Source organism: Mycolicibacterium arenosum (assembly GCF_024320865.1).
Lineage (GTDB): Bacteria > Actinomycetota > Actinomycetes > Mycobacteriales > Mycobacteriaceae > Mycobacterium > Mycobacterium arenosum.
The window spans coordinates 1-24752 of the sequence record NZ_JANDBD010000013.1 but is presented as its reverse complement, the minus strand read 5'-3'; the positions used below and the strand labels follow the sequence as shown (position 1 = coordinate 24752).

Genomic DNA, 24752 nt, shown 5'->3' with positions numbered 1-24752 from the left:
ACGGCACTACGGGTCATCCACTTCGATAACCCGTCAATTGTTGCACAACCTGCGCGTGGTGTTTGCTGTGAGCCCGAACAGCCGGCTTCAGGCGGGGGCGGAACCACCGCGCTGCGCGACCGGCGATAGTGTGAGCCACACCAGCGGAGCCGACGTCGCCGTGCCGCGACGAGATTACCGGGAGGCAGTCGGAATGGCCCTGTTCACACGACGTAAGAGCCGGGCGACTCGGCGCGCGGAGGCCCGCGCCATCAAGGCCAAGGCGAAGCTCGAGGCGAGGCTGACGGCCAAGAACGAGGCCCGCCGGATCAAGTCCGACGCCAAACGTCAGGCCGCCGCCATCAAGGCGAACGTGAGGTCCCAGCGGGCCAGCGACAAAGCGGCGCTGAAGGTTGCTGAGGCACAGCTCAAGGCCAGCCGCGAAGGGAAGCTTCTGTCGCCGAGCCGAATTCGCCGAACGTTAACGGTGACGCGCATGCTGGCCCCCGTGCTGGTACCCGTCGTCTACCGCGCAGCGATCGCGGCCCGCGGCATGGCAGAGCAGCGCAAGGCCGATCGGCTCGGGGTTCCGCTCAGTCAGATCGGCCAGTTCTCCGGCCCCGGCGGCGAGCTGTCCGCGCGGATCGCGGGCGCGGAGCGCTCGCTGCGCCAGGTCGCGGAGAAGAACCCCAAGGACGCCGAGACCAAGCAGTTCGTCGCCGCGATCAACGAGCGGCTGACAGATCTCGCCGCTGCGGTGACCGCCGCCGAGAACATGCCGTCGGCCCGCCGCCGGTCCGCGCACCTCGCGATCTCCCAGCAGCTCGACGGCGTCGACGGCGACCTGCTGGCGCGGCTGGGCGTGGTCTGATCCCCGCGTGACGCACTCGCCCGTCACCGTCGCGGCTCGTGTCCGCGGCGCGGCCGTGGGAGCGCTGACCGTCGCGCTCGCGACGGTTGCGCACGCGTGGGCGAGCGGAGCGGCACCGTCGGGTGCCGGGGTGATCCTGCTCGGGGTGCTCGCGGTGACGGTCGGGGCGATCGCCGCCACCGCGCCGGCCGCGACGACCGTGCCCGGCCTCCTGATACTGCTCGCCGCGGGCCAGCTGACGGGTCACGTACTGCTGGCCGCTTCCGGCCACAGGCACGTGGCGAGCGCTACCTCCGACGCCGCCATGCTGAGCGCTCACGCGGCGGCGATCGTGGTGTGCGCGGTGCTCGTTGCGGTCGCGGGCCGGCTGGGCGAGGCGCTCTCTCACGCCGTGCGGGCGATCGCGGCACGCGTTCGATCCGAGCCGCCGCCCGCCGCGGACACCGTGGCGTACTCCGCCGATCAGCCACTGCAGGCGACGCTGGCGCTCGCCGTCTCGAAATCTCATCGGGGTCCTCCGGTCGCCGCGCACTGACCCGCGATCCGAACCCCGACCATCGAAGGCAATCACCACCATGGCATCAACTCATCGGGCGTCCTCGCGCGCCCTCATCACGACCGCCGCGGCGGTCGCGCTGTTCTCGGCGACGCTCTCGCTGAGCCCGGCGACCGCGTGGGCGCACGTCCACGTCGACGCCCAGGGCGCCGCCCCCGGCAGCACGTCCGTACTCACGTTCCGAGTTCCCGGCGAGTCCGAAACCGGAGCTTTGACAACCGTATTCAGCGTCGCGCTACCCGATGTCACATCGGCTCGCACCGAACTGATGCCGGGTTGGACGGCTCGACTCGACAGGGACGCCGGCTCCGGCACCGTCCGGTCGGTGACGTGGACCGCGGCGCCGGCGGTCGGCATCTCCTCCGATCAGTTCGGGCTGTTCCGCGTCTCGGTGACCCTGCCCGATGCGGAGTCGGTGACGCTGCCCGCGACGCAGACCTACTCCGACGGCGCCGTGGTGACGTGGGATCAGCCGCCGCTCCCCGGCGGCGGGGAACCCGAGCACCCCGCTCCCGTTCTGACGCTGACGGCGGGCGCCGGAGAGGCGGAGCACGACCACGGCCCGACCGCGTCCGCCGCCGCGGCACCGCCCGCCGCGGCACCACCGGCTACGGCTGCCCCCGCGGCGGATGACACCGCGCGGTGGCTGGCGGGCGCAGCCCTCGTCGTCGGGGCGCTCGGCGTCGCCGCCGCGCTGTTCCGCGGACGGCGTGCGTGATCGTGCGCTGGCTGCTCGCCGCGGTGGTGGTCGGTACGCTGGCGCTGGTCGGGGCGGCACCCGCCGCCGCTCACGCCACCCGCGTCTCCACCGATCCGGCCGCCGACGCCTCGCTGGCGCAGGGTCCGGCCGCGGTCAGCGCGGTGTTCAACGAGCAGCTTCAGACGTCCTTCGCGGCGATGACCGTGGTCGGACCGGACGGCAATCTGTGGTCGACCAGGGATTCCGTTCGGGTGTCGGGAGCAACGGCGTCGGTGGGACTGCGGCCCCTCGGTCCGGCGGGCACGTACACGGTGAACTACCGCGTCACGTCGGCCGACGGCCACGTCGTCAGCGGCGCCTGGTCCTTTCGGCTGACGGTCGCGGGCACGGGCTCCCCCGGACCCTCCGCCGCGGCCGACGCCGGCGCGGACGACGCGCTGCCGGTGTGGCCGTTCGTCGTCGCGGCGGCGGCCATCGTCGGTGCGGGAGCGCTGTGGGCGGCGCGACGGCGATCGTGACGAGGTGGCGCAGCGCGGTGGTGGCGACGACCGTGGTCGTCGCCGCCACCGTGCTCGCCTGGGCGTTGGCTCAGCCGCAGAACTCGTTGGGCGACAGTGCAGTTCGTGTCGTCGCGGATATCGCGGCGGTGCTGACGCTAGGGCTCGCCGTGGTGTCGCGGTTCGACGATCCGCGCTATCGGGAGGAGCTGGCGGCGCGCGCCGCGGGACCGCTGGTGGTGAGCGCCGCGGTCTGGGCGATCGCGGAGCTGGTGCGCCTGGTGGTCAACGCCGCCCGGTCGGCGGGCACGTCCGTCGTCGGGCTCGGGTTCGGCACGGCGGTCGACTTCGCCACGGCAACGGCGCTCGGTCGCTCGGGACTGGTGTGCCTGGCCGCCGCCGCGGTCGTCGCGCTGGTCGCGGCGTTCCTCCCGCGCACCGCCGCGGTGTCGGTGGCGACTGTCGGTCTGGCGGCACTGGGGCTGGCGAGCCGCAATCTCGTCGGGCACCTCTCGGCCAGCACCCTCGGCGGGCTCGCCGTCGCGCTGCACGCGCTCGCGGCGGCGCTGTGGTGCGGCTCGCTGGCGGCACTCGTCCTCACCGTGGATCGGCGTGGCCGGTGGGCACGGGTGCTGCCGCGGTTCTCGCGGATGTCCCTGGCCTGCGTCGCCGTACTGGTGGCGTGCGGCGCCGTCGGTGCCCTGGTGGTGTTGGCGTCCCCCGCGGCGCTCTACGAGACCGGTTACGGTCGGTTGCTGACGGCGAAAGTGGTCGTCACCGCGGCGTTGATCGTGCTGGCGTGGCGCAATCGCACGATGTGGCTGCCCGCCGCGCGCACGCACCGCGCCAGTTCCGACGTGTCCAACCTGCGCTCCCGTATCGAGTTGGCCGGGATGGGTGTCGCGCTCGTCCTGGCCGCCGCGCTGGCGGTCACGGGCTAGACCATGGGCGCCGACTGGCATGATGGGCTGCACTGCCCGGCTCGTGGATGAGCGAGTACTTGGACGAGACCTCTGCAAAGGAGCAGCCCATGCCGGACGCGCAGGACCAACCGGAGCAGCAGCCCGGCGACCAGACGGGCGCGCAACCCGCCCCGCCGCCCCCTGCCAAGAAGGCCCCGGCGAAGAAGGCCCCGGCCAAGAAGGCGGTCGCGAAGAAGACCGCCGCACCCGCAGCCAAGAAAGCGCCTGCGAAGAAAGCCGCTCCTGCGAAGAAGGCACCGGCGAAGAAGGCAGCCGCGAAGGCCGCGCCGCCACCTCCCCCGCAGGCTCCCCCGTCGGATAACGGTGCGGCACCCGTCGTCTCGGCGCTCTCACCCGCGAAGGAGGCTGCCGCACAGGCGAAGTCGGCGGTGGCTTCGAGCCGCCCGGTGCTCGTCCCCCAGCCGGGACCGGAGCGGTCGAACCTCCCGATCGCGGTCGCCATCGCGGCGGCCGTCCTTGCGATTCTGGTCGTGCTGGTCGCCAGGCGCGGCTCCGACGACTAGGTCGGCTTGACCCTCACGCGACGTCAGGGTGCAGGGTGGCCGACATGGACGCGAGAGTCGCGAGGACCGTGGGAGCCGTCGCCGACATGACCGGCGTTTCGGTCCGCACGCTGCACCATTACGACCACATCGGTCTGGTGGTGCCCAGCGTGCGGACGACTGCCGGGTATCGGGGCTACACCGACGCCGACGTGGAACGGCTGCACGTGGTGCTGGTGTACCGAGAAGCCGGTCTGCCCCTCGACGAGATCCGCGTCCTGCTCGACGACCCCGAGGTCGACGGGTTGGCCAGGCTGCGGCGCCAGCACGCCCTGCTCCTCGAGCGGGCCGAGGGGCTGCAGCGCACCATCAAGGCAGTGGAGGAACTGATGGACGCACATCGCAGCGGTATTCAGCTGACCGCGGAGGAACAGGTCGAGATCTTCGGGACCACCGCATTCGGTGCGGACTACGCGGTCGAGGCCGAGCGGCGGTGGGGTGACACCGACGAGTGGAGACAGTCCCAACAGCGGGTGTCGCGGTTGACGAAGCAGGATTGGATCGATCTGAAGGCCGACGGCGACCAACTGCTGGCCGACCTGGCCGCCGCCAAGCGCGCGGGCGTCGTACCCGGTTCGCCGGAGGGCGACGCCCTGGCGGCGCGGCACCGGGCGTCGATCGAGCGCTTCTACGAGTGCGGTGGTGAGATGCATCGCGGGTTGGTGCAGATGTACCTCGCCGATGCGCGGTTCAGCGCGTACTACGACGACGTCGAACCGGGGTTGGCGCAGTTCGTGCACGATGTGGTGATCGCTAGTCTGCTGGAGTGACCGTCGAACCCCGCCCCACCGCCGACCTCGTCGACGACATCTACCCGGACGTCCGCAGCTGCGACCTGCAACTGCGGAACTACGGTGCGAGAACGATGTTCGCGGGTCGGATCACGACCGTGCGCTGCTTCGAGGACAACGCGCTGCTGAAGTCGATCCTCTCCGAACCGGGTGACGGCGGCGTGCTGGTCGTCGACGGTGCCGGGTCGCTGCACAGCGCGCTCGTCGGCGATCTGATCGCCGGCCTCGGGGTCACCAACGGCTGGGCGGGCGTCATCGTGCACGGGGCGGTGCGCGACTCGGTGGCGCTGAGCGCACTCGACATCGGGATCAAGGCGCTGGGCACGAACCCGCACAAGAGCACCAAGACCGGCGAAGGTGACCGCGATGTCGCGGTCACCTTCGGCGGTGTGACGTTCACTCCCGGCGAGATCGCCTACAGCGACGAGGACGGGATCGTCGTCGTCAGCGCTTAAACGCTCACCGGTGCACGGTGTTTGGTGAAGTGCAGCGACTCCTCGTCGACCTTGCCCTGGCGGATGAGCCGCAGGTCGAGGATGTAGTTCTGCTTGAGCCGCCAGGGTGCCTTGGAGCCGGACTTCGGCAGCAGGTGCATCGAGCGCTGGAAGTAGCCCGGCGTGAAGTCCATGAACGGCTCCTCGTCGACCGCGGCTCCAGGGTGCTCGGGCTGGACGGTGTCGAAGCCGTTGGCGTCCATGTAGTTCAGCACTCGGCAGACGAACTCCGACACCAGGTCGGCCTTCAGCGTCCACGATGCGTTGGTGTAGCCGAACGTGATCGCGAAGTTCGGGACGCCCGACAGCATCAGGCCCTTGTACGTCATGGTCTTCGTCGGGTCGATCGGCTCGCCGTTGCGGCTGGGCTCCAACCCGCCGAGTAGCTGCATGTTCAAACCCGTTGCGGTGATGATGATGTCGGCGTCGAGATGCTCGCCGGACGTCAGCTGAATGCCCGTCGCGTCGAACCGTTCGATGGTGTCGGTGACGACGTCGGCCGAGCCAGCGCGGATCTTCTTGAAGATGTCGCCGTTGGGAGCGAGGCAGACCCGCTGGTCCCACGGCTTGTAGTTGGGCACGAAGTGCTTGTCGTAGTCGAAGCCCTCCGGCAGCCGGTGGACGGCCATCTGCCGCAACGCCTTCTTGAAGACCTTCGGGAACCGGCGGGCCACCTGGTACTGCCCGGTGGCGTAGGCGATCGCCTTCCAGCGGTTCAGGAAGTGCGCCACGTTGGGGGGCAGGTACTTGTTGGCCTGCTCGGCGAACGCGTCCTTGTCGGGCAGCGAACCGATGTAGGTCGGGGTGCGCTGCAGCATGGTCACGTGGCCGGCGCCGTTGTCGATCAGTGCGGGGATCAGCGTGACGGCCGTTGCGCCGCTGCCGATGACGACGATCTTCTTGCCCTGGTAGTCCAGGTCCTCGGGCCAGTGCTGCGGGTGCACGATCCGACCGGTGAAGTCGTCGGACCCCTCGAAGACGGGCGAGTAGCCCTGGTCGTAGTTGTAGTAGCCGCTGCATGCCCACAGGAACGACGCGGAGATCTTCTCCTCCGCACCGTCGCGTTCGACGGTGACCGTCCACCTGTTGTCGGTGTCCGACCAGTCCGCCGCCACGACCTTGGAGTTGTAGCGGATGTGCTTGTCGATGCCGTTCTCGGCGGCGGCTTCCTTGACGTAGTTCAGGATGTCCGGGCCCTCGGCGATGGACTGCGACGACCGCCACGGCTTGAACCGGAAGCCCAGCGTGAACATGTCGGAGTCGGAGCGGATGCCGGGGTACTTGAACAGATCCCACGTTCCGCCCATGTTCGGCCTGCGCTCGAGGATGGCGTAGCTCTTCGAGGGGCAGCGGTCCTGGAGATGCCAGGCCGCGCTGACGCCGGAGATGCCGGCGCCGATGATCAGCACATCGAGGTGTTCGGTCATGATCACACGCTATCAACGTCGTGTTGAATTAGTCAACAGTGTGTTGAGAAACTCGACACCCTGTAAAGTGGGGGTTGTGAGCACCGCCAACCCAGCCCGCACCGCCCGAGGTCGACGTACGGCCCGGCCGTCGGGCGACGACCGCGAAGCGGCGATTCTCGAGACCGCAGCGAAGCTGCTGGAGGACAAGAAGTTCGTCGACATCTCGGTCGACGACCTGGCCAAGGGCGCCGGCCTCTCGCGCCCCACGTTCTACTTCTACTTTCCATCCAAAGAGGCTGTGCTGCTGTCACTCATCGACCCGCTGATCAAACGGGCCGACGGCGGATTCGACGGCGCCATGGAACATCTGCCGACCGACCCGCGGCGCGCGTTCCGGGCGGGCATCGCGATCTTCTTCGAGGCCTTCGCGGACAGTCCCGTCATGGCTCGCGCCGCCACCGACGCCCTGACGACCAACGCGGAGCTTCGCACGTGGTGGGCGACCTTCATGCAGAAGTGGATCCACCAGACTGCCGCGCTGATCGCGTCGGAGCGTGACCGCGGCGCGGCACCGACGACGATTCCCGCGCTCGATTTGGCGACGTCGTTGAACCTGATGAACGAGCGCGTAATGATCGCGACGCTGGCCGATGAGGAGGGCGCGGTGCAGCGCGAACAGGTCGTCGACACGCTGACGCACATCTGGCTGGCGAGCATCTACGGCCAGAGCGGCTGACACGTCGGACTCCCATGCGAACATGTGTTCGTGTCCGGAGCGACGATCATGCACGCCGATCTCGACTCCTTCTACGCCTCGGTCGAGCAGCGCGACGACCCCGCGCTGCGGGGCCGCCCGGTGATCGTCGGCGGCGGCGTCGTGCTGGCGGCGAGCTACGAGGCCAAGGCCTTCGGCGTGCGCACCGCGATGGGCGGCCGGCAGGCGCGCCAGCTGTGCCCGCACGCGATCGTCGTCCCGCCGCGGATGTCGGCGTACTCGAAGGCGAGCGCCGCGGTGTTCGAGGTGTTCCACGACACCACGCCACTCGTCGAACCCCTCTCGATCGACGAGGCGTTCCTCGACGTCGGCGGGCTGGCCAGGGTCTCGGGCACTCCGGTCGAGATCGCCGCACGGCTACGGGAGCGGGTGCGCGTCGACGTCGGCCTGCCCATCACGGTCGGCATCGCGCGCACCAAGTTCCTAGCCAAGGTCGCCAGCCAGGAGGCCAAGCCCGACGGGCTGCTCCTCGTCGAGCCGGACCGCGAGCTGGCGTTCCTGCATCCCCTGCCGGTTCGCAGGCTGTGGGGTGTCGGCGCGAAGACCGCGGAGAAGCTGCAGGCGCACGGAGTTCACACCGTGGCGGACGTCGCCGAGTTGGGTGAGCCGCTGCTCGGCTCGATCGTCGGCGGCGCGATGGGCCGCCAGCTGTTCGCACTCTCGCGCAACATCGACCGCAGGCGCGTCGTCACCGGGGTGCGCAGACGATCCATCGGAGCCCAGCGCGCGGTAGGCCGCGCCGGGAACACCATGTCGCTCAATGAGATCGACGCCGTCGTCATCAACCTCGTCGACCGCATCACCCGCCGGATGCGCACGTCGGACCGGACCGGCCGAACCGTGGTGTTGCGACTGCGCTTCAACGACTTCAGCCGGGTCACGCGCTCGCACACCATGCCGAGGGCCACCGCGTCGACCGACGCCATCCTCGAGACAGCACGGGGGCTCGTCGCCGCCGCCGCGCCGCTAATCGCCGAAAGAGGGCTCACACTAGTGGGTTTCGCGGTCTCCAACATCGACCGCGAGGGGGCGGCGCAGCTGGAGCTGCCGTTTCCGCCGAGCCCCCCGGACACCACCGCGGTCGACGGTGCGGTCGACTTGATCCGGCAGCGGTTCGGCAACGGCGCGGTCACCCGCGGAGTGCTGCTCGGTCGCGATCCCGGCCTCGAGATGCCGATGCTGCCGGACTAGCGCCGACTCAGGAGGCCCACTCCAGCAGCCGCTCCGCCGTCCAGGTGTTGACGATGCGGTCGGCGGGCACGTCGTTGTCGAGCGCCCGCTGCGCTCCGTAGCCGAGGAAGTCGAGTTGACCCGGCGCGTGCGCGTCGGTGTCGATGGAGAAGACGCAGCCGATGTCGAGCGCCAGCTTCAGCAGCCGGGTGGGCGGATCGCGGCGTTCGGGGCGCGAGTTGATCTCCACGGCGGTGCCGTGCTCGACGCAGGCGGTGAAGACCTTCTCGGCGTCGAACTGCGACTCGGGCCGGGTGCCGCGGCCGCCGGTGACGAGGCGCCCGGTGCAGTGGCCGAGCACGTTGACCCGGCTGTCCGATACCGCGCGCACCATCCGTCGCGTCATCGCGGCGGACTCCATCTTGAGCTTGGAGTGCACGCTGGCGACGACGACGTCGAGCCGGTCCAGCAGTTCGGGCTCCTGGTCGAGGGATCCGTCGTCGAGGATGTCGACCTCGATGCCGGTGAGAATGCGCATGGGCGCGAAGCGCTCACGCAGTTCGTCGATGACGTCGAGCTGCTCGCGCAGGCGGTCCGGCGACAGCCCGTTGGCCACCGTGAGCCGCGGTGAGTGATCGGTCAGCGCGCAGTACTCGTGGCCCAGCCGCTGGGCGGTGGCCATCATCTCCTCGATGGGGGCGCCGCCGTCGGACCAGTTCGAGTGCAGGTGCAGATCCCCCTTCAGCGCGGTACGGATCTCACCTCCCCCCAGATCACCGGCAGCGGAACGCAATTCGACGAGGGTGTCGGGTTCCCGGCCGGCCCAGGCCTGCGCGATGACCTTGGCGGTCTTGGGTCCGACCCTTGGCAGCGATTCCCAGCTGTTGGCCCGGCCGTGCTTCTCGCGCTGCTCCTCGGTCAGGGCCTCGATGACGTCTGCCGCGTTGCGATAGGCCATCACCCGTCTGGACTCCTCGCGGGCGCGGTCCTTGTAGAACGCGATCTGTCGCAGCGCTTCGACGGGATCCATGCCTCCAGTGTGCCCCGCCGCTCCCGGGATCCCGGTCTAGGCTGAAAAGAGTGCGATTCGCCTTCAAAACCTCACCGCAGAACACCACCTGGTCCGAGATGCTGCCCATCTGGCAGGTCGCCGACGACATCGACGTCTTCGAGTCCGGCTGGACGTTCGACCACTTCTATCCGATCTTCTCCGACTCCACCGGGCCCTGTCTCGAGGGCTGGATCACGCTGACCGCGCTGGCTCAGGCCACGAAGCGGCTGCGTGTCGGCGTGCTCGTCACGGGGATCCACTACCGCCACCCCGCGGTGCTGGCCAACATGGCCGCCGCACTCGACGTCATCTCGAACGGACGCCTCGAACTCGGCATCGGCGCCGGCTGGAACGAAGAGGAGTCGGGCGCCTACGGCATCGAACTCGGCTCGATCAAGGAGCGCTTCGATCGATTCGAGGAGGCCTGCGAGGTACTCACCAGCCTGCTCACGAACGAGACCACGACGTTCGACGGGAAGTACTACCAGCTGAAGGACGCGCGTAACGAGCCGAAGGGACCGCAGCAGCCGCATCCGCCGATCTGCATCGGCGGCAGCGGCGAGAAGCGCACCCTGCCGCTCACCGCGAAGTACGCCGACCACTGGAACTTCGTCGGCGGTACGCCCGCCGAGTTCGCGCAGAAGCGCGACGTGCTCGCCGCCCGGTGCAAGGACATCGGCCGCGATCCCAAGGAGATCACGCTGTCCGCGCACGTGAGGCTCGGCGAGGACCGCAACTACCGCAAGGTCATCGAGGACACCATCGCCCTGGGCGCGGAGGGTCTGGATCTCGCGATCATCTACCTACCCCCGCCGTACGACCCGGCGGTGCTGGAGCCACTTGGGCAGGCGATCCGCGATTCAGGTCTGGCGACCGGCTGACGTCCGAAATAACTGACGGTCAGGAAGATAAACGGGCTAAGCAAACTCGGGCAGCCACTGGCGGGGTGACCCGTCGACCGCCGCCGGGGACTCAGAACCCGTAGCGCATCATCTCTGCGGCGGTGATCAGCCGCTCGTGCTTGGCGGGAAACTCCCGGCTTCGGACCGGGTGGCGGAACAGCGACCAGGCGATTCGAATATTCCGGGTCCGTGACATCGGGTTCAGGTACATCGTTCGCTCCAAGCGGTCGGCGTTGTCGGCACCGTGGGGTCACGTTTCGCTCGAACCCCGCTCGACTATTAGACACCTGTGATCTGGCTAACACCAGTCGGCACGCCGAATGAATCGTATGCTGTTTCTGATGTGACTGATGTGGTTATTGAGGCTCGCTCCCACACCGCCGAACGTTGGTTACCGCCACGCCTAATCGCCGAACGCGTGCCGAAACCCAACACTCGCGGGCGGGGGATCCCGGTGTCTAGCGCTGCGGGGCGGCCGTCGGCTTGATCGGCGCGGGCAGCGCGGACTCGCCCATCAGGTACCGGTCCACTCCCGCCGCAGCCGCACGGCCCTCGGCGATCGCCCACACGATGAGCGACTGCCCGCGGCCCATATCGCCCGCCACGAACACTCCCGGCACCGACGACTGGAAGTTCCCGTCCCGGTTGACGTTGCCGCGGTCGGTCAGCTCGACGCCGAGGTCGGTGAGAAGACCGTCCTTCTCGGGCCCCACGAATCCCATGGCGAGCAGCACGAGGTCGGCCTCGAGCTCGAAATCAGAACCGTCGACCTTCTCGAACTTGCCGGCCTTCATGGCGACCTCGTGCACCTTCAGCGCCGTGACGCGACCGTCCGCGCCGACGAACTCCTCGGTGTTGACCGAGAAGACGCGTTCGCCGCCCTCCTCGTGCGCGGACGACACCCGGAACATCAGCGGATAGGTCGGCCAGGGCGTCGAGTCGGCGCGCGTCTCCGGCGGCCGCGGCATGATCTCGAACTGGTGGATGCTCGCGGCGCCCTGCCGGTGCGAGGTGCCCAGGCAGTCCGCGCCGGTGTCGCCGCCGCCGATGATGACGACCTTCTTGCCCTTCGCGGTGATCGGCGGCTCGCCGCTCTCGTCGAGGACGTCGTCGCCCTGTTGCACGCGGTTGGCCCACGGCAGGAACTCCATGGCCTGGTGGATGCCCTCGAGCTCGCGGCCGGGGATCGGCAGATCGCGCCACGCGGTTGCGCCACCGGCCAGCACCACGGCGTCGTAGTTCAGCCGCAGCTGCGCGACGGTGATGTCGACGCCGACGTTCACCCCCGGCCGGAACAGGGTGCCTTCGGCCTCCATCTGCGCCAACCGGCGGTCGATGTGGCGCTTCTCCATCTTGAATTCCGGGATGCCGTAGCGCAGCAGGCCGCCGATGCGGTCGGCGCGTTCGAACACCGTCACCGCGTGGCCCGCGCGGGTGAGCTGCTGGGCGGCGGCCAGTCCGGCCGGGCCGGAGCCGACGACGGCGACCTTCTTGCCGGTCAGCTTGTCCGGCGGCAGCGGCACCACCCAGCCCTGGTCGAAGGCGTTGTCGATGATCTCGACCTCGACCTGCTTGATGGTCACCGCATCCTGGTTGATGCCGAGCACGCACGACGCCTCGCACGGCGCCGGGCACAGCCGGCCGGTGAACTCGGGGAAGTTGTTGGTGGCGTGCAGCCGCTCGATGGCGTCGCGCCACCGGTCGCGGTAGACCAGGTCGTTCCATTCGGGGATCAGGTTGCCCAGTGGACAGCCGTTGTGGCAGAACGGAATCCCGCAGTCCATGCAGCGGGCGGCCTGCTTCTGCAGGACGTCGTGAGAGAAGTCCTCGTAGACCTCGTTCCAGTCGTTCAGCCGCAGCGGGACGGGCCGGCGTTCCGGGGTCTCGCGCTTGGTGATCTTGAGGAAGCCGCGCGGGTCAGCCATTGGCGGCCGCCATGATCGCGGTGTCCACGTCTTCGCCGTTTCGTTCCGCCTCGGCGATCGCTTCGAGTACGCGCTTGTAGTCGCGCGGCATGACCTTCACGAAGTGCTTGATCTCCCCATCCCAGTCGGACAGAATCCGTTGGCCGACAGCCGAATCGGTGGCGTCGACGTGCGCATGAACCATGTCCGACAGCCACTCGATGTCGTCGCCGTCGAGTTCGTCCAGGTCGACCATCTCGGCGTTCAGATTGTCGGGCAGCGCCCCGTTCGGGTCGTACACGTAGGCGATTCCGCCCGACATGCCGGCGGCGAAGTTGCGTCCCGTCGGTCCGAGAATCGCGACCTTGCCACCCGTCATGTACTCGCAGCCGTGATCGCCGACGCCCTCGACCACCGCGTGCGCGCCCGAGTTGCGCACGGCGAACCGCTCGCCCACCTGGCCGCGCAGGAACGCCTGCCCGCTGGTGGCGCCGAACAGGATCACGTTGCCCGCGATGATGTTGTCCTCCGCGGCGTAGTCCGCCGGGGCGTGGTCGGACGGCCGCACCACGATGCGGCCACCCGAGAGACCCTTGCCGACGTAGTCGTTGGCGTCGCCGTAGACACGCAGCGTGATGCCCTTGGGCAGGAACGCGCCGAAGCTGTTGCCCGCCGACCCGTCGAACGTGATGTCGATGGTGCCGTCCGGAAGCCCCTGTCCGCCATGGGCCTTGGTGACCTCGTGGCCGAGCATGGTGCCGACGGTGCGGTTCACGTTGGCGATGGTCGTGTGGAACCGAACCGGTGTGCCCGAATCCAGCGCCTCACGGCACTGCGTGATCAGCTGCTGATCGAGCGCCTTGTCCAGGCCGTGATCCTGCCGCGAGCTGCAGTACAGATCCTGGTTCATGAACGCCGACTCGGGCTCGTGCAGCACCGGCGAGAGGTCCAGCTTGTGGGCCTTACAGTGCTCAGCCGCCTGGGTCGTGTCGAGCGCACCGACCTGTCCGACCATCTCGTTGACGGTGCGGAAGCCCAACTGCGCCATGAGTTCCCGGACCTCTTCTGCGATGAAGAGGAAGAAGTTCTCGACGAACTCCGGCTTGGCGTTGAACCGCTCCCGCAACACCGGGTTCTGGGTGGCGACGCCGACGGGACAGGTGTCGAGGTGGCAGACCCGCATCATGATGCAGCCCGCGACCACCAGCGGCGCCGTGGCGAAGCCGAACTCCTCGGCGCCGAGCAGGGCGGCGACCACGACGTCGCGGCCGGTCTTCAGCTGGCCGTCGACCTGGACGACGATGCGGTCGCGAAGTCCGTTGAGCAGCAACGTCTGCTGCGTTTCGGCGAGCCCCAGCTCCCACGGGGCGCCCGCGTGCTTCTGCGAGGTGAGCGGGGTGGCGCCGGTGCCGCCGTCGTGCCCCGAGATGAGCACGACGTCGGCGTGGGCCTTGGACACCCCGGCCGCGACCGTGCCGACGCCGTTCTCCGAGACGAGCTTCACGTGCACGCGCGCAGCCGGATTGGCGTTCTTCAGGTCGTGGATCAGCTGTGCGAGATCCTCGATCGAGTAGATGTCGTGGTGCGGCGGCGGCGAGATCAGGCCGACGCCGGGTGTCGAGTGCCGAACCTCGGCCACCCACGGATACACCTTGTGCCCTGGAAGCTGGCCGCCCTCACCGGGTTTCGCGCCCTGGGCCATCTTGATCTGGATGTCGGTGCAGTTGGTCAGGTAGTGCGACGTCACACCGAAGCGACCGGAGGCCACCTGCTTGATGGCACTGCGTCGCCAGTCGCCGTTCTCGTCGTAGTCGAAGCGGTTGACGTTCTCGCCGCCCTCACCCGAATTCGACCGTCCCCCAAGGCGGTTCATTGCGATGGCCAGCGTCTCGTGCGCCTCGGCGGAGATCGAGCCGTAGCTCATCGCACCGGTCGAGAACCTCTTGACGATCTCGCTGGCCGGCTCCACCTCGTCGATCGAGATCGGCTCGCGCACCCCTTCGCGGAACTTCAGCAGACCGCGCAGCGAGGCGAACCGCTCGCTCTGGTCGTCGACGAGCTTCGTGTACTCCTTGAAGATCGAGTACTGCCCGGTGCGCGTGGAGTGCTGGAGCTTGAACACCGTGTCCGGGTTGAACAGGTGGTACTCGCCCTCGCGTCGCCACTGGTATTCGCCGCCGACTTCGAGTTCGCGGTGTGCGCGCTCGTCGGGCCGGTCCAGGTAGGCCAGCGCGTGGCGGGTGGCGACGTCGGCCGCGATGTCCTCGAGGTCGATGCCGCCCACCGGACAGGACAGGCCGGTGAAGTACTCCTGCAGCACCTGCTCGTTGATGCCGATGGCCTGGAACAGTTGCGCACCGGTGTAAGAGGCGAGCGTGGAGATGCCCATCTTCGACATCACCTTCAGCACGCCCTTGCCCGCGGCCTTGACGTAGTTGGCCTTGGCCTTGTCGCTGGTGATGTCGGCGATGACACCGCGGTCGACCATGTCCTCGATCGACTCGAACGCCATGTACGGGTTGATGGCCGCGGCGCCGAAGCCGACGAGGCACGCCATGTGGTGCACCTCGCGGGCGTCCCCGGCCTCGACGACCAGTCCGACCTGGGTGCGGGTGCGCTCGCGGACCAGGTGGTGGTGCACGGCGGAGACGCTCAGCAGCGACGGGATGGGCGCCATCGACTCGTTGGACTCGCGGTCCGACAGCACGATGATGCGGGCGCCGTTGCGGATGGCCTGGCTGACCTTCGCGCGGACGTCGTCGAGCGCCTCCTTGAGGCCCTGCCCGCCGCGCGCGACGGGGTACAGGCAGCGGACGACGGCGGCGCGCAGGCCGTGCTTGTGGCCGCGGATCTCGTGATCGGGGTCGACGCACACGAGCTTCGACAGGTCGGCGTTGCGCAGGATCGGGTTCGACAGCACGATCTGGCGACACGAGTCGGCGTTCGGGTTCAGCAGGTCGCCCTCGGGGCCGACCGTGCCCTGCAGGCTCGTCACGACCTCTTCGCGGATGGCGTCCAGCGGCGGGTTGGTGACCTGCGCGAACAGCTGCTGGAAGTAGTCGTAGAGCATGCGTGGACGCGCGGACAGCACGGCGACCGGGGTGTCGGTGCCCATGGAGCCGAGCGCCTCGGCACCGGTGCGCGCCATGGGCGCCACCAGCAGGTTGAGCTCCTCGTAGGTGAACCCGAAGATCTGCTGCCGCAGCACGACGCGGTGGTGCGGCATCCGGACGTAGTCGCCGGGGGGCAACTCGTCGAGGTGGAAGAGCCCGGCGTCGAGCCACTCGCGGTAGGGCTCCGCGGCGGCGAGTTCGGCCTTGACCTCCTCGTCGGAGACGATCCGGCCCTGCGCGGTGTCGACCAGGAACATGCGGCCGGGTTGCAGTCGCATCTTCTTGACGACCTTCGCGGGGTCGACGTCCAGCACGCCGGCCTCCGAGGCCAGCACGACGAGCCCGTCGTCGGTGACCCAGATGCGCGACGGCCGCAGCCCGTTGCGGTCCAGTACGGCGCCGATGACGGTGCCGTCGGTGAAGCACACCGACGCCGGTCCGTCCCACGGCTCCATCAGCGATGCGTGGTACTCGTAGAACGCCCGGCGCGCGGGGTCCATCGACTCGTTGCGCTCCCAGGCCTCCGGGATCATCATCAGCATCGCGTGCGCGAGGCTCCGGCCACCGAGGTGCAGCAGTTCGAGCACCTCGTCGAAGCGCGCGGTGTCCGAGGCGCCGGGGGTGCAGACCGGGACGATCTTGTCCAGATCCGCTTCGGTCCCGAAGACGTCGGTCCTGATGAGCGCCTCCCGTGCGCGCATCCAGTTCTCGTTACCCGTGACGGTGTTGATCTCGCCGTTGTGGGCGACCCGGCGGAACGGGTGGGCCAGCGGCCACGACGGGAACGTGTTGGTGGAGAACCGCGAGTGGACGATGCCGAGGGCGCTTTCCAGCCGCTCATCCTGCAGGTCGAGGTAGAAGGCCCGCAGCTGCGGGGTGGTGAGCATGCCCTTGAACACGAAGGTCTGGCCGGAAAGGCTTGGGAAATAGACGGTTTCGCGTCCGGGGCCGTCCTGGCCCGGCCCCTTGGTGCCGAGCTCGTGCTCGGCGCGCTTGCGCACGACGTAGGCGCGGCGCTCGAGCTCCATGTCCGACGCCCCGCCGAGGAAGACCTGCCGGAAGGTCGGCATCGCGTCGCGGGCCAGTGCACCCAGCGATGAGTCGTCGGTGGGGACGTCGCGCCAGCCGAGCACGGTCAGGCCCTCGGCCTCGGCGATCTTCTCGACGGATTCGCAGGCCGCGGCGGCGTCCCGCGACGACTGCGGCAGGAACGCGATGCCGGTGGCGTACGAGCCCTCCGCGGGCAGGTCGAAGTCGACCACCTGACGCAGGAACGAGTCGGGCACCTGCAGCAGGATGCCCGCGCCGTCGCCGGTGTTCGGCTCGGCACCCTGGGCACCGCGGTGCTCGAGGTTCAACAGCGCCGTGATGGCCTTGTCGACGATGTCGCGGCTGCGCCGCCCGTGGATGTCCGCCACCATGGCGACACCGCACGAGTCGTGCTCGTACGCGGGGTTGTACAGCCCGCTGGGCACTGCTCCCATCGGCATCCCACCTGACCCCTTCACACCGTCTTCGAAAGTCCTGATAGGCAGCCGTTTGCTTCGGCTTCTGCCTGCGGGCGAAGGGGTGCCAGTGTGCAGCACTGAACGACGGGCTTTTGTCCCATTCGCCGCGAGTGGTGAAACGATATGACAAACAGTGGCTGACATGCCAACTTAGTCATACCTAACTAGGATGGCCGCCGACCAGTGCCGCGGTACCTCGGCACCGAGCCACCGGCACGTGAAATCCGTTGCGGCTCAGCGCATCCGCGTCAGAGACAGCCAAGAACGCCGCCGAGTGCGGCGTGACCGCACGTACGTACCCGGCTTCGTAGCCTTTGCTGGACGACCACGTTTTCGCTGGATGCTTCAAGATTCTCGTTTGCTGGAAAGCCAAATCGGTTTCTTAGAGACGCCGCCGGGAGGACCCTGACGCCCAACCCCCACCGGGGACGCGGAAAGCTCGGGGCTGATGCGACACCCACTTCACACCCCAATCGGCCGGTTCGGCGTCGAAACGATGTACGACGACGTCGACGGCTGCGTGGCGACCATGCCGGTCGCGCACCTGGTCAACCCGATCACCGGGGCCCCGAGCGTGGGTCCGCTGGCGGTCCTCGTCGACCACGTGGCGGGACTGGTCAACCATCGCCGCCGGACCGCCGACATCTGGGCGGTGTCCAGCGAGTTGGCTCTGGAGACGTCCCCGGAGGCAGTCGACGTGATCGCCGCCCATCCGGATGTCCCGGTACTCGGCAGGGCGAGACCCGTGGGATCGCGGACGACGACCGCGCTGGGCGAGTGCGAGCTCACCGTGGCCGACGTCGTGGTCGGCACAGGCACGGTTCGCTCGTTCTTCGTGGCGGCGCCGGCAGCGGGATCCGACGACTTCCCGGCCGAACCGCCGGACTCCGTGTCCCCGCCCGTGGGGCTGGCCGAGTTGATGAACGCCGGCACCGCCGACGACGACGACGGCGGCACGGTCACGTTGGCGCAGCTGCCGGACCCGGTGCTGAACAACACCATGGGCGTCGTGCACGGCGGCATCGCATCGACCGGCCTCGAGGTGGTGGCCTCCGCGGCGGTCAACGCCGGGCGCTCCGATCCGCTCGTCACCGCCTCGCTGCGCGTCAACTTCATCCGGCCGTTTCTCGCCGGTGCCGAATCCCGTTACGTGGGAACCCCGTTGCGGGTGGGTCGCAGCAGCGGCATCGCGGACGCGCAGGCGATCGGGGCCGACGGCAAAGTCGCTATCACCGCCCGACTGACCGCCTACCGCTACTAGAAGGGACCTGATGATGGCCGACGGATTCACCGGCTTCACCGAAGCGGCCCTCGACTTCTACGACGACCTGGAGGTCGACAACACGAAGTCGTTCTGGGAAGCGCACAGGGAGCAGTATCAGACGGCGGTGCGCGGACCCATGGTCGCGCTGACCGATGCGCTCGAGCCGGATTTCGGTGCGGCCAAGATCTTTCGGCCCTTCCGCGACGTTCGGTTCGCGAAGGACAAGACTCCGTACAAGACGCACCAGGGCGCGTTCGTGGCCGCGGGTCCGGCGTGCGGCTGGTACATCGAGATCGCGGCCCGCGGATTCCGCACCGGCGCAGGCTTCTACGACGCGAGCGCGGCGGACCTGGCCGAGATCCGAGCGGCGATGGCGGACGAGACGAAGGGCACGCAACTGGAGAAGATCCTGGCCAAGCTGAGGCGGGCCGGGTTCGAGGTCGGCGGTGATCGGCTCAAGACCTCGCCGCGCGGGTACGACGCCGACCACCCGCGGATCGACTTGCTGCGGCACCGCTCGCTGACGATCGGCAAGCACTACGGCTTCGAGCCGATCATCTACACCCCCGAGCTCGTCGGTGTGGTCCGCGCCGACTGGAAGGCGACTCGACCGCTGGTCGAGTGGGTGTGCGCGCGCCTCGGCCACTAAGCGGAGGGACGGTAACGGCTCGATAGCGGCCGGTCACCGTTCAGCCGATATTCGGCAACGACGGGCGCTGACATGTGTGTGCCGTGTCACTCTGACCCTCCAGCCACCTCAAGGGCGAGGGGCCGAGAAAGGTCTGACACCATGTCCGCACCCACGATGTTTCACCGATTGGCTGCCGAGTTCATCGGCACGCTCTGGCTGGTGCTCGGCGGCTGCGGCAGCGCCGTCTTCGCTGCCAAGTTCATGTCAGGCGATACCTCGCTGGGGATCGGATTCCTCGGTGTCTCACTGGCTTTCGGCCTGACCGTACTGACCGGCGTGTACGCGTTCGGCACCATCTCGGGCGGCCACTTCAACCCGGCCGTGACGCTGGGCGCCGCACTGGCCAAGCGCGTCGAATGGGTGGCGCTGCCGGTGTACTGGATCGCGCAGGTCCTCGGCGGACTGGTCGGCGGCCTGATCATCTACCTGATCGCGAGTGGGCAGGACGGTTGGTCGGCCACCGGGAACATGGCCGCCAACGGCTACGGCGACCACTCACCGGGCGGCTACTCCATGACGGCGGTGCTGATCGCCGAGGTGGTGTTGACCGCGATCTTCATGCTGGTGATCCTCGGCTCAACGGACGACCGGTCACCTAAGGGCTTCGCGGGCTTGTCGATCGGCTTGATGCTGACGCTGATTCACCTGATCTCGATCCCGATCTCGAACACCTCGGTGAACCCCGCACGGTCCACGGCGGTGGCGTTCTTCAACGGTGATGGAGCACCGGCGCAGCTGTGGCTGTTCTGGCTCGCTCCGCTTGTCGGCGCGGCGATCGCCGGCATCGCATACCCGTTCCTGTTCGGCAGGAACGAGGAACTGGCCGACCGGCCAGTTCGAGACGACGCACTGGAGGGAGCCGACTAACTGACATTTCGTAATCGTCTTAACGGAGAGTCGGGCCCGCGCCGTCGTGACGACGGCGCGGGTCCGCTCCCGGCTAGCTACTTAACCGGAGCCTTTTTCTTGGCCGCCTTCGCGGCACCCTTCTCCGACGTCGCGCCCGCGTTCACGAGCTGCCCGCCGGAGTTCTCCAGGTGGGCACGGACGAACCACTGGAACTTCTCCAGTTCGCCGACCTGTCCGATCACCAGATCCTGAGACACCAGGTCGAGATCGTCGAGTCGGTCGATCGCCTTGCGGGCGTCCTCGATCACGCCGGTGTAGACGAGGTCGAGTGCGGCGAGGTGGGCCTGCACGGTGTCGCGGCCGACGGAGTAGTCGTCCCACGTGCGGTCGTTGATGATCGCGCCGGGCGTGCCCTGGGGCGAGCCGCCGAGGGCGGCGATGCGCTCGGCGGCGTCGTCGGCGTATCCGCGGACGAGTTCCACCTGCGGATCGATCATCTCGTGGACGCCGATGAAGTTCGGTCCGACCACGTTCCAGTGCACGTGCTTGAGGGTCAGATGCAGGTCGTTGTAGGTGCTGAGCAGCTTCTGCAGCAGCTCGGCTACTTCAGCGCCGTTCTTCTCGGATAGCCCCGGCAGGGTGAATTCGGGCATGGGGTGGCCTCCTTCGGCTTGGTCACCGTGTGTCCTACCCGCGCCTACGGTGGGTTAATCGACATCTTCTACATCGAACTGAGATCGGGGATCGCCATGCGCGCGCCGAACCGGGGGTTGCGCGCCATTCCGCTTACCTCGAGCAGTCGCACGGCGCGGTGGCGATGCGGCCGCAGGGGCTCCAGCAGATCGAGCATCTCGGCGTCGTCGATGCGATGGCCGAGCAGTGTGGAACCGACGACGTTCGACAGGTGGTAGTCACCCACCGACAGCGCGTCCGCGTCCCCCCACGCGCGCTGCGCGGTTTCGGCGGCGGTCCAGATCCCGACACCGGGCAGCGACTGCAGGGCGGCCCGCGCGTCCTCCGGCGACCGTGCGGTGAGGCGCTCGATCGACTCCGCGCGCTGGGCGCATCCGACGAGCGTGCGGGCCCGGCCGGGGTCCACGTTGGCGAGGTGGAACTCCCACGACGGGATGCGACGCCACACGTCCGCGGGCGGCGGCACGCGCATCCCGGCGGGCGCCGGGCCGGGCGCGGGGGCGCCGTACTTGGTGACGAGCAGCCGCCAGGCTCGGAACGCATCCTTACCGGCGACGCGTTGCTCGAGCACGGCGGGGATCAGCGCCTCGATGACGCGGCCGGTGCGCCCGAGCCTCAGCTGCGGTGCCTTGCGATGGGCCGCGGCGATGGTCGGCTCGGTCGGCGCGAAGCCCGTGCGATCGTCGTGCAGCCCGAGGTACGCGGGCAACTGCTCGATGAACTCCGTTGCGCCGCTTCCCCACACCTCGCAGTCGACGGTGTCGGTCGCCGACTTCACGATGCGCGCGGTGACCGGGCCGCTGGCCATCAGCGTGGTCTTCCAGATGACGCCGTCGACCGCGCGGTAGCACGGGTCGCCGGGGCCGCGGCGCAGCGGTGAGAGCGTCATCGCGGGCGCGGCGACGCCGTCGAACTCGACGCTCGCCGTAGTGGTCACATCGTCGAGGTTAGGCCACGTCCACGTCGGCCTTGTCGGCGTAGAAGGCGACGTGCCCGGCGATGGCGGAGACCGCCGGGTACGGCCGCTCGTACGTCCAGATGGCGTCGGCCACCGTCTCACCGGCCGCGGTGACGTCGTAGTAGCTGGCGTCGCCCTTGTAGGGGCAGTAGGTCGTGGTGTCGCTGCGGTGCAGTGCGCTCGCGGTGACGTCGGCCAGCGGGATGTACTGCACGGCCGGGTAGGTCGACTCCTGCAGGGTCAGGGCGGCGGCGGTCTGCGCTATCACCTCGCCGTTGATCCTGACGGTGACACGTCGTCCCGTGGGTTCGACGGTGATGGGGTGGGCTGCCGAGGGCTGGCGAACGTCGCGACTGGTCATGCTGTGACCAACGTGCGCGGTACGCCCTTGGATTCCGGAATGGCTGACTACGATCGCCGAATGACCAACTCCGGGCCGGCCTCCGCCGAGGCCACTGTCACCATCGCCGCCGCTCCCGACGCGGTGTACGCGCTGATCACGGATCTGCCGACGCTCGCGGAACTGGCCGAGGAAACCACCGCGATGACCTGGCGGAAGGGCGGTGCCTGCACTCCGGGTGCCGTCTTCACGGGGCAGAACAGCAACGGCGGCAAGACGTGGACCACCACCTGCACCGTCACCGATGCCGAACCCGCCCGCGCGTTCGCATTTGACGTGAAGAGCCTCGTGATCCCCGTCGCCCACTGGCGGTACGACATCGCGGCGGCCGACGGGGGGTGCACGGTCACCGAACGCACCTGGGACAAGCGGCCCGGCTGGTTCAAGGGCATCGCCGGGATGGCGACGGGGGTCAAGGACCGCGACTCGGCCAACGCCGACCACATCCGCATGACGCTCCAACGGCTCAAGGCGAAGGCCGAAGCGGCGTCATGACGAGCCTCGAGCGCCGCGGCAACGTCTTCGTGCTGACGCTCGGCGATGACGAGAACCGCTTCCATCCCGATCGACTGACGGCCGTGAACGCCGCGTTGGATGAGGTCGAGGCGGTCGAGGGCCCCAAAGCGGTGGTGACGACCGGCGTCGGGAAGTTCTATTCGAACGGGTTGGACCTCGACTTCATGGGCGCCAATCCCGATGCGGCGGAAGCGAATCTGCGTGAGGTACACGCGTTGTTCGCGCGCGTGCTGACGTTTCCGGCGCCGATCGTCGCGGCACTGCAGGGCCACACGTTCGCGGCGGGGGCGATGCTGGCGCTGGCGCACGACCTGGCCGTCATGCGTTCGGACCGCGGCTACTTCTGTCTGCCGGAGGTCGATCTCGGCATCCCGTTCACACCGGGCATGAACGCGTTGATCCGGGCTCGGTTACCCATCGCGACCGCGCACGAGGCGATGACCACCGCGCATCGTTACGGCGGTGAGGAAGCGCACCACGCCGGGATCGTCGCGGGGGTGGGCACCGAGGACGAGGTGCTCGACATCGCCGTGGCGCGGGCCGATGAGCGCGCTGCCAAGGCGGGCTTCACCATGGGCGCCATCAAGGCGCGACTGTACGGCGAGGTGGTGGAGGCGCTCAGCGCCTAGGGCTGTGGACTAATCGCGGACTGGGGATAACCGCCGCCGCACATGCGATCTCCGTCGGAGTCGCAGCGCACGCTTCGAGCCATGTGCTGGCAATGCGACAACCCCGACAAGACACTCGACGACTACCTGGCCACACTCCGGGCCGACATCTCCATCAAGGGATGGCTAGTGCAGTACGTCGAGGACGACCGAGCGCCCTACGCGTACACGATCGGTTTGCACCGGCGAGGCCTTCCCGAGTTCCTCGTCACCGGCGTGAGCGCGCATCAGGCGACATGGGTGCTGAACACCTTCACCAGGCGGACGCTGGCCGGGAAGACACCCGTGCCGGGAAACCAGGTCTGGCTACCCGCGGGAGCGCGACTTGAACTCGTTGAAGTGACTCACCCCGACGCTCACATGAACATGGCCATCGCCGTCGAAGGTCCTGATATCAGAGCGATCCAGCTCGTCTGGGCCGATGATAGGCGTCGGTGGCCGTGGGGACCGGACTTCGATGGCGGCGGACGTATTCAACCGGTGCTGGGCATCCGCGGGCGTCAACCCGGCCGGCCGAAGGCGTAGCGGTGGTACTGCGCCATGTAGCGCAGCGCGGGTAGCACCGACATCGCCTTGCCCATCGCGCGGTACGGGCCGGGGATCCCGCGGAACGAGTCCGACTCGAACACCGAGAGCCAGGCGAGCAGGCGTGTGCCCGGCACCGCGGCGAGGATCTCGGCGGGTCCGTCGATCCCCCAGTACAGCGTGGCACCGGCGCGTCGGACGACGGCGTTGGTCCACTGCGTCCTGATGCCGAACCGATTGAAGGCGTCGAATTGCAGTTCGCCCAAAGGGAATCGGTCGACGACCCGGCGAAGCAGCGCGATGCCGTCGTCGCGGGTGAGGTACATCGTGAGACCCTCGCCCAGGATCAACGTCGGCCGGTCGGCGGGAATGTCGGCGAGGTAGCCGGGGTCGGTGACGGACGCCGCGACGACGTGGCAGTGCTCGGCGGTGGGGTAGAGCCGCACCCGCAGCGCGGCGACGTCAGGGAAGTCGACGTCGTACCACTCGACGTCGGGTCCCGGAGCGATGCGGAAATAGCGACTGTCCAGACCGCAGCCCAGATGCAGCACCGTCGCCCGCGGATGCAGGGCGAGGAACTGGCGCACCCAGGTGTCGAAGTGCGCAGCGCGAGTCGAAACCGCCGGCGCAGTCCGCGGCGTGATCGTCGTTCTAGCCCAGTCGTAGTCCAGCCGAGCGACGATGTCGCGCGCCCAGGTGTCGTGCAGCAGCGAGCGCGGCGACTCGGCGTCCAGCGCCTTGGCGTACAGCGTCGCGAGCATGGTCTGCGGAGCACCCGACAGGTCGACGCAGAGTTCGTCGGTCACGGTGCCAGGCTAGCTGTACTGACCTGAGAGGTTAGGTACACGGCTGGCTGGTGGTTGACCGCCGAGTGCTGTGTGGCCGCGGTGGTGATTGTAGGTGTGCAACCAGCGGGGATACTCCTGGCATCGTTGTTCGTCGC

26 protein-coding genes and 1 pseudogene are annotated in these 24752 nt (G+C 68.6%); 17 read left to right on the top strand and 10 right to left on the bottom strand.

Annotation, left to right across the window (positions count from 1 at the left end):
* Nucleotides 1–193: 193 nt before the first annotated feature.
* From NM203_RS26715 to rraA, 8 genes are all read left to right on the top strand, one after another.
* Nucleotides 194–850, top strand: coding sequence for a DUF6474 family protein (locus NM203_RS26715; RefSeq protein ID WP_255063633.1), 657 nt, complete (start codon nucleotides 194–196; stop codon nucleotides 848–850).
* 7 nt (nucleotides 851–857) lie between these two features.
* A complete protein-coding gene (locus tag NM203_RS26710; protein ID WP_255063632.1) occupies nucleotides 858–1385 on the top strand; it encodes a hypothetical protein in 528 nt (175 codons plus the stop codon).
* A 40-nt stretch (nucleotides 1386–1425) separates the two neighbouring features.
* Nucleotides 1426–2124, top strand: coding sequence for a YcnI family copper-binding membrane protein (locus tag NM203_RS26705; RefSeq protein WP_255063631.1), 699 nt, complete (start codon nucleotides 1426–1428; stop codon nucleotides 2122–2124).
* A gap of 2 nt (nucleotides 2125–2126) precedes the next feature.
* Nucleotides 2127–2624, top strand: a complete 498-nt coding sequence (locus NM203_RS26700) for a copper resistance CopC family protein (RefSeq protein ID WP_255063808.1) — start codon at nucleotides 2127–2129, stop codon at nucleotides 2622–2624.
* Nucleotides 2621–3544, top strand: coding sequence for a CopD family protein (locus NM203_RS26695; protein WP_255063630.1), 924 nt, complete (start codon nucleotides 2621–2623; stop codon nucleotides 3542–3544). Before NM203_RS26700 ends, NM203_RS26695 begins: the two co-directional genes overlap by 4 nt.
* Nucleotides 3545–3633: 89 nt before the next feature.
* Nucleotides 3634–4089 carry a hypothetical protein gene (locus tag NM203_RS26690; RefSeq protein WP_255063629.1) on the top strand — a complete coding sequence of 152 codons (456 nt, stop codon included), beginning with the start codon at nucleotides 3634–3636 and terminating at the stop codon, nucleotides 4087–4089.
* A 44-nt stretch (nucleotides 4090–4133) separates the two neighbouring features.
* Nucleotides 4134–4898, top strand: a complete 765-nt coding sequence (locus NM203_RS26685; protein WP_255063628.1) for a MerR family transcriptional regulator — start codon at nucleotides 4134–4136, stop codon at nucleotides 4896–4898.
* Nucleotides 4895–5374, top strand: coding sequence for a ribonuclease E activity regulator RraA (rraA, locus tag NM203_RS26680; protein ID WP_255063627.1), 480 nt, complete (start codon nucleotides 4895–4897; stop codon nucleotides 5372–5374). The genes NM203_RS26685 and rraA overlap by 4 nt, the downstream gene beginning before the upstream one ends.
* Here the strand turns inward: rraA and NM203_RS26675 are convergent.
* Nucleotides 5371–6840: a flavin-containing monooxygenase gene (locus NM203_RS26675; protein ID WP_255063626.1), complete on the bottom strand. Its 1470-nt coding sequence runs from the start codon at nucleotides 6838–6840 to the stop codon at nucleotides 5371–5373. The two genes, rraA and NM203_RS26675, sit on opposite strands and share 4 nt — an antisense overlap.
* Nucleotides 6841–6916: 76 nt before the next feature.
* Here NM203_RS26675 and NM203_RS26670 point away from each other — a divergent pair, with 76 nt between their 5' ends.
* Nucleotides 6917–7558 (top strand): TetR/AcrR family transcriptional regulator, encoded by a 642-nt coding sequence (locus NM203_RS26670; RefSeq protein WP_255063807.1) that lies wholly within the window; start codon nucleotides 6917–6919, stop codon nucleotides 7556–7558.
* 30 nt (nucleotides 7559–7588) lie between these two features.
* Complete coding sequence (gene dinB / locus NM203_RS26665) at nucleotides 7589–8788, top strand: DNA polymerase IV (protein WP_408633423.1); 1200 nt, start codon at nucleotides 7589–7591, stop codon at nucleotides 8786–8788.
* Nucleotides 8789–8795: 7 nt separating this feature from the next.
* On the opposite strand, the gene NM203_RS26660 is transcribed toward dinB, so the two are convergent.
* Nucleotides 8796–9797 carry a PHP domain-containing protein gene (locus NM203_RS26660; protein ID WP_255063624.1) on the bottom strand — a complete coding sequence of 334 codons (1002 nt, stop codon included), beginning with the start codon at nucleotides 9795–9797 and terminating at the stop codon, nucleotides 8796–8798.
* 50 nt (nucleotides 9798–9847) lie between these two features.
* Between NM203_RS26660 and NM203_RS26655 the strand changes: the two genes are divergently transcribed.
* Nucleotides 9848–10699, top strand: a complete 852-nt coding sequence (locus NM203_RS26655) for an LLM class F420-dependent oxidoreductase (protein WP_255063623.1) — start codon at nucleotides 9848–9850, stop codon at nucleotides 10697–10699.
* A 91-nt stretch (nucleotides 10700–10790) separates the two neighbouring features.
* Here NM203_RS26655 and NM203_RS26650 read toward each other — a convergent pair whose 3' ends face one another.
* The 3 genes from NM203_RS26650 to gltB all read right to left on the bottom strand — a co-directional run bounded on the left by NM203_RS26650 (nucleotide 10791) and on the right by gltB (nucleotide 17221).
* On the bottom strand, nucleotides 10791–10931 hold the full coding sequence (locus NM203_RS26650; RefSeq protein WP_255063622.1) for a hypothetical protein: 141 nt from the start codon (nucleotides 10929–10931) through the stop codon (nucleotides 10791–10793).
* Nucleotides 10932–11178: 247 nt separating this feature from the next.
* Nucleotides 11179–12645, bottom strand: a complete 1467-nt coding sequence (locus NM203_RS26645; RefSeq protein WP_255063621.1) for a glutamate synthase subunit beta — start codon at nucleotides 12643–12645, stop codon at nucleotides 11179–11181.
* Nucleotides 12638–17221 carry a glutamate synthase large subunit gene (gene gltB, locus NM203_RS26640; protein ID WP_255063620.1) on the bottom strand — a complete coding sequence of 1528 codons (4584 nt, stop codon included), beginning with the start codon at nucleotides 17219–17221 and terminating at the stop codon, nucleotides 12638–12640. Before gltB ends, NM203_RS26645 begins: the two co-directional genes overlap by 8 nt.
* A gap of 472 nt (nucleotides 17222–17693) precedes the next feature.
* On the opposite strand from gltB, the gene NM203_RS26635 reads away from it, so the two are divergent.
* The 3 genes from NM203_RS26635 (at nucleotide 17694) to aqpZ (ending at nucleotide 20067) form a co-directional block, all read left to right on the top strand.
* On the top strand, nucleotides 17694–18506 hold the full coding sequence (locus NM203_RS26635) for a PaaI family thioesterase (protein ID WP_255063619.1): 813 nt from the start codon (nucleotides 17694–17696) through the stop codon (nucleotides 18504–18506).
* A 10-nt stretch (nucleotides 18507–18516) separates the two neighbouring features.
* A complete protein-coding gene (locus NM203_RS26630; RefSeq protein WP_255063618.1) occupies nucleotides 18517–19158 on the top strand; it encodes a DUF2461 domain-containing protein in 642 nt (213 codons plus the stop codon).
* Nucleotides 19159–19299: 141 nt separating this feature from the next.
* Complete coding sequence (gene aqpZ, locus NM203_RS26625) at nucleotides 19300–20067, top strand: aquaporin Z (protein ID WP_255063617.1); 768 nt, start codon at nucleotides 19300–19302, stop codon at nucleotides 20065–20067.
* Nucleotides 20068–20144: 77 nt separating this feature from the next.
* On the opposite strand, the gene NM203_RS26620 is transcribed toward aqpZ, so the two are convergent.
* The 3 genes from NM203_RS26620 to NM203_RS26610 all read right to left on the bottom strand — a co-directional run bounded on the left by NM203_RS26620 (nucleotide 20145) and on the right by NM203_RS26610 (nucleotide 22061).
* Nucleotides 20145–20702, bottom strand: a complete 558-nt coding sequence (locus NM203_RS26620) for a Dps family protein (RefSeq protein WP_255063616.1) — start codon at nucleotides 20700–20702, stop codon at nucleotides 20145–20147.
* A 68-nt stretch (nucleotides 20703–20770) separates the two neighbouring features.
* The gene (locus NM203_RS26615) at nucleotides 20771–21631 is read right to left on the bottom strand and encodes a DNA-3-methyladenine glycosylase family protein (protein ID WP_255063806.1); all 861 of its coding nucleotides are present in this window, start codon (nucleotides 21629–21631) and stop codon (nucleotides 20771–20773) included.
* Between the two features lie 58 nt (nucleotides 21632–21689).
* Nucleotides 21690–22061, bottom strand: coding sequence for a DUF427 domain-containing protein (locus tag NM203_RS26610; RefSeq protein ID WP_255063615.1), 372 nt, complete (start codon nucleotides 22059–22061; stop codon nucleotides 21690–21692).
* Between the two features lie 60 nt (nucleotides 22062–22121).
* Between NM203_RS26610 and NM203_RS26605 the strand changes: the two genes are divergently transcribed.
* From NM203_RS26605 to NM203_RS26595, 3 genes are all read left to right on the top strand, one after another.
* Nucleotides 22122–22595, top strand: coding sequence for an SRPBCC family protein (locus NM203_RS26605; protein WP_255063614.1), 474 nt, complete (start codon nucleotides 22122–22124; stop codon nucleotides 22593–22595).
* Nucleotides 22592–23245 (top strand): enoyl-CoA hydratase-related protein, encoded by a 654-nt coding sequence (locus NM203_RS26600; RefSeq protein ID WP_255063613.1) that lies wholly within the window; start codon nucleotides 22592–22594, stop codon nucleotides 23243–23245. The genes NM203_RS26605 and NM203_RS26600 overlap by 4 nt, the downstream gene beginning before the upstream one ends.
* Before the next feature lie 81 nt (nucleotides 23246–23326).
* Nucleotides 23327–23809, top strand: a complete 483-nt coding sequence (locus NM203_RS26595; RefSeq protein WP_255063612.1) for a DUF4262 domain-containing protein — start codon at nucleotides 23327–23329, stop codon at nucleotides 23807–23809.
* On the opposite strand, the gene NM203_RS26590 is transcribed toward NM203_RS26595, so the two are convergent.
* Nucleotides 23785–24615, bottom strand: coding sequence for a class I SAM-dependent methyltransferase (locus NM203_RS26590; protein WP_255063611.1), 831 nt, complete (start codon nucleotides 24613–24615; stop codon nucleotides 23785–23787). The genes NM203_RS26595 and NM203_RS26590 overlap by 25 nt on opposite strands.
* Before the next feature lie 9 nt (nucleotides 24616–24624).
* Nucleotides 24625–24752 (bottom strand): annotated as a pseudogene (locus NM203_RS26585) (IS481 family transposase); the annotation flags it as partial.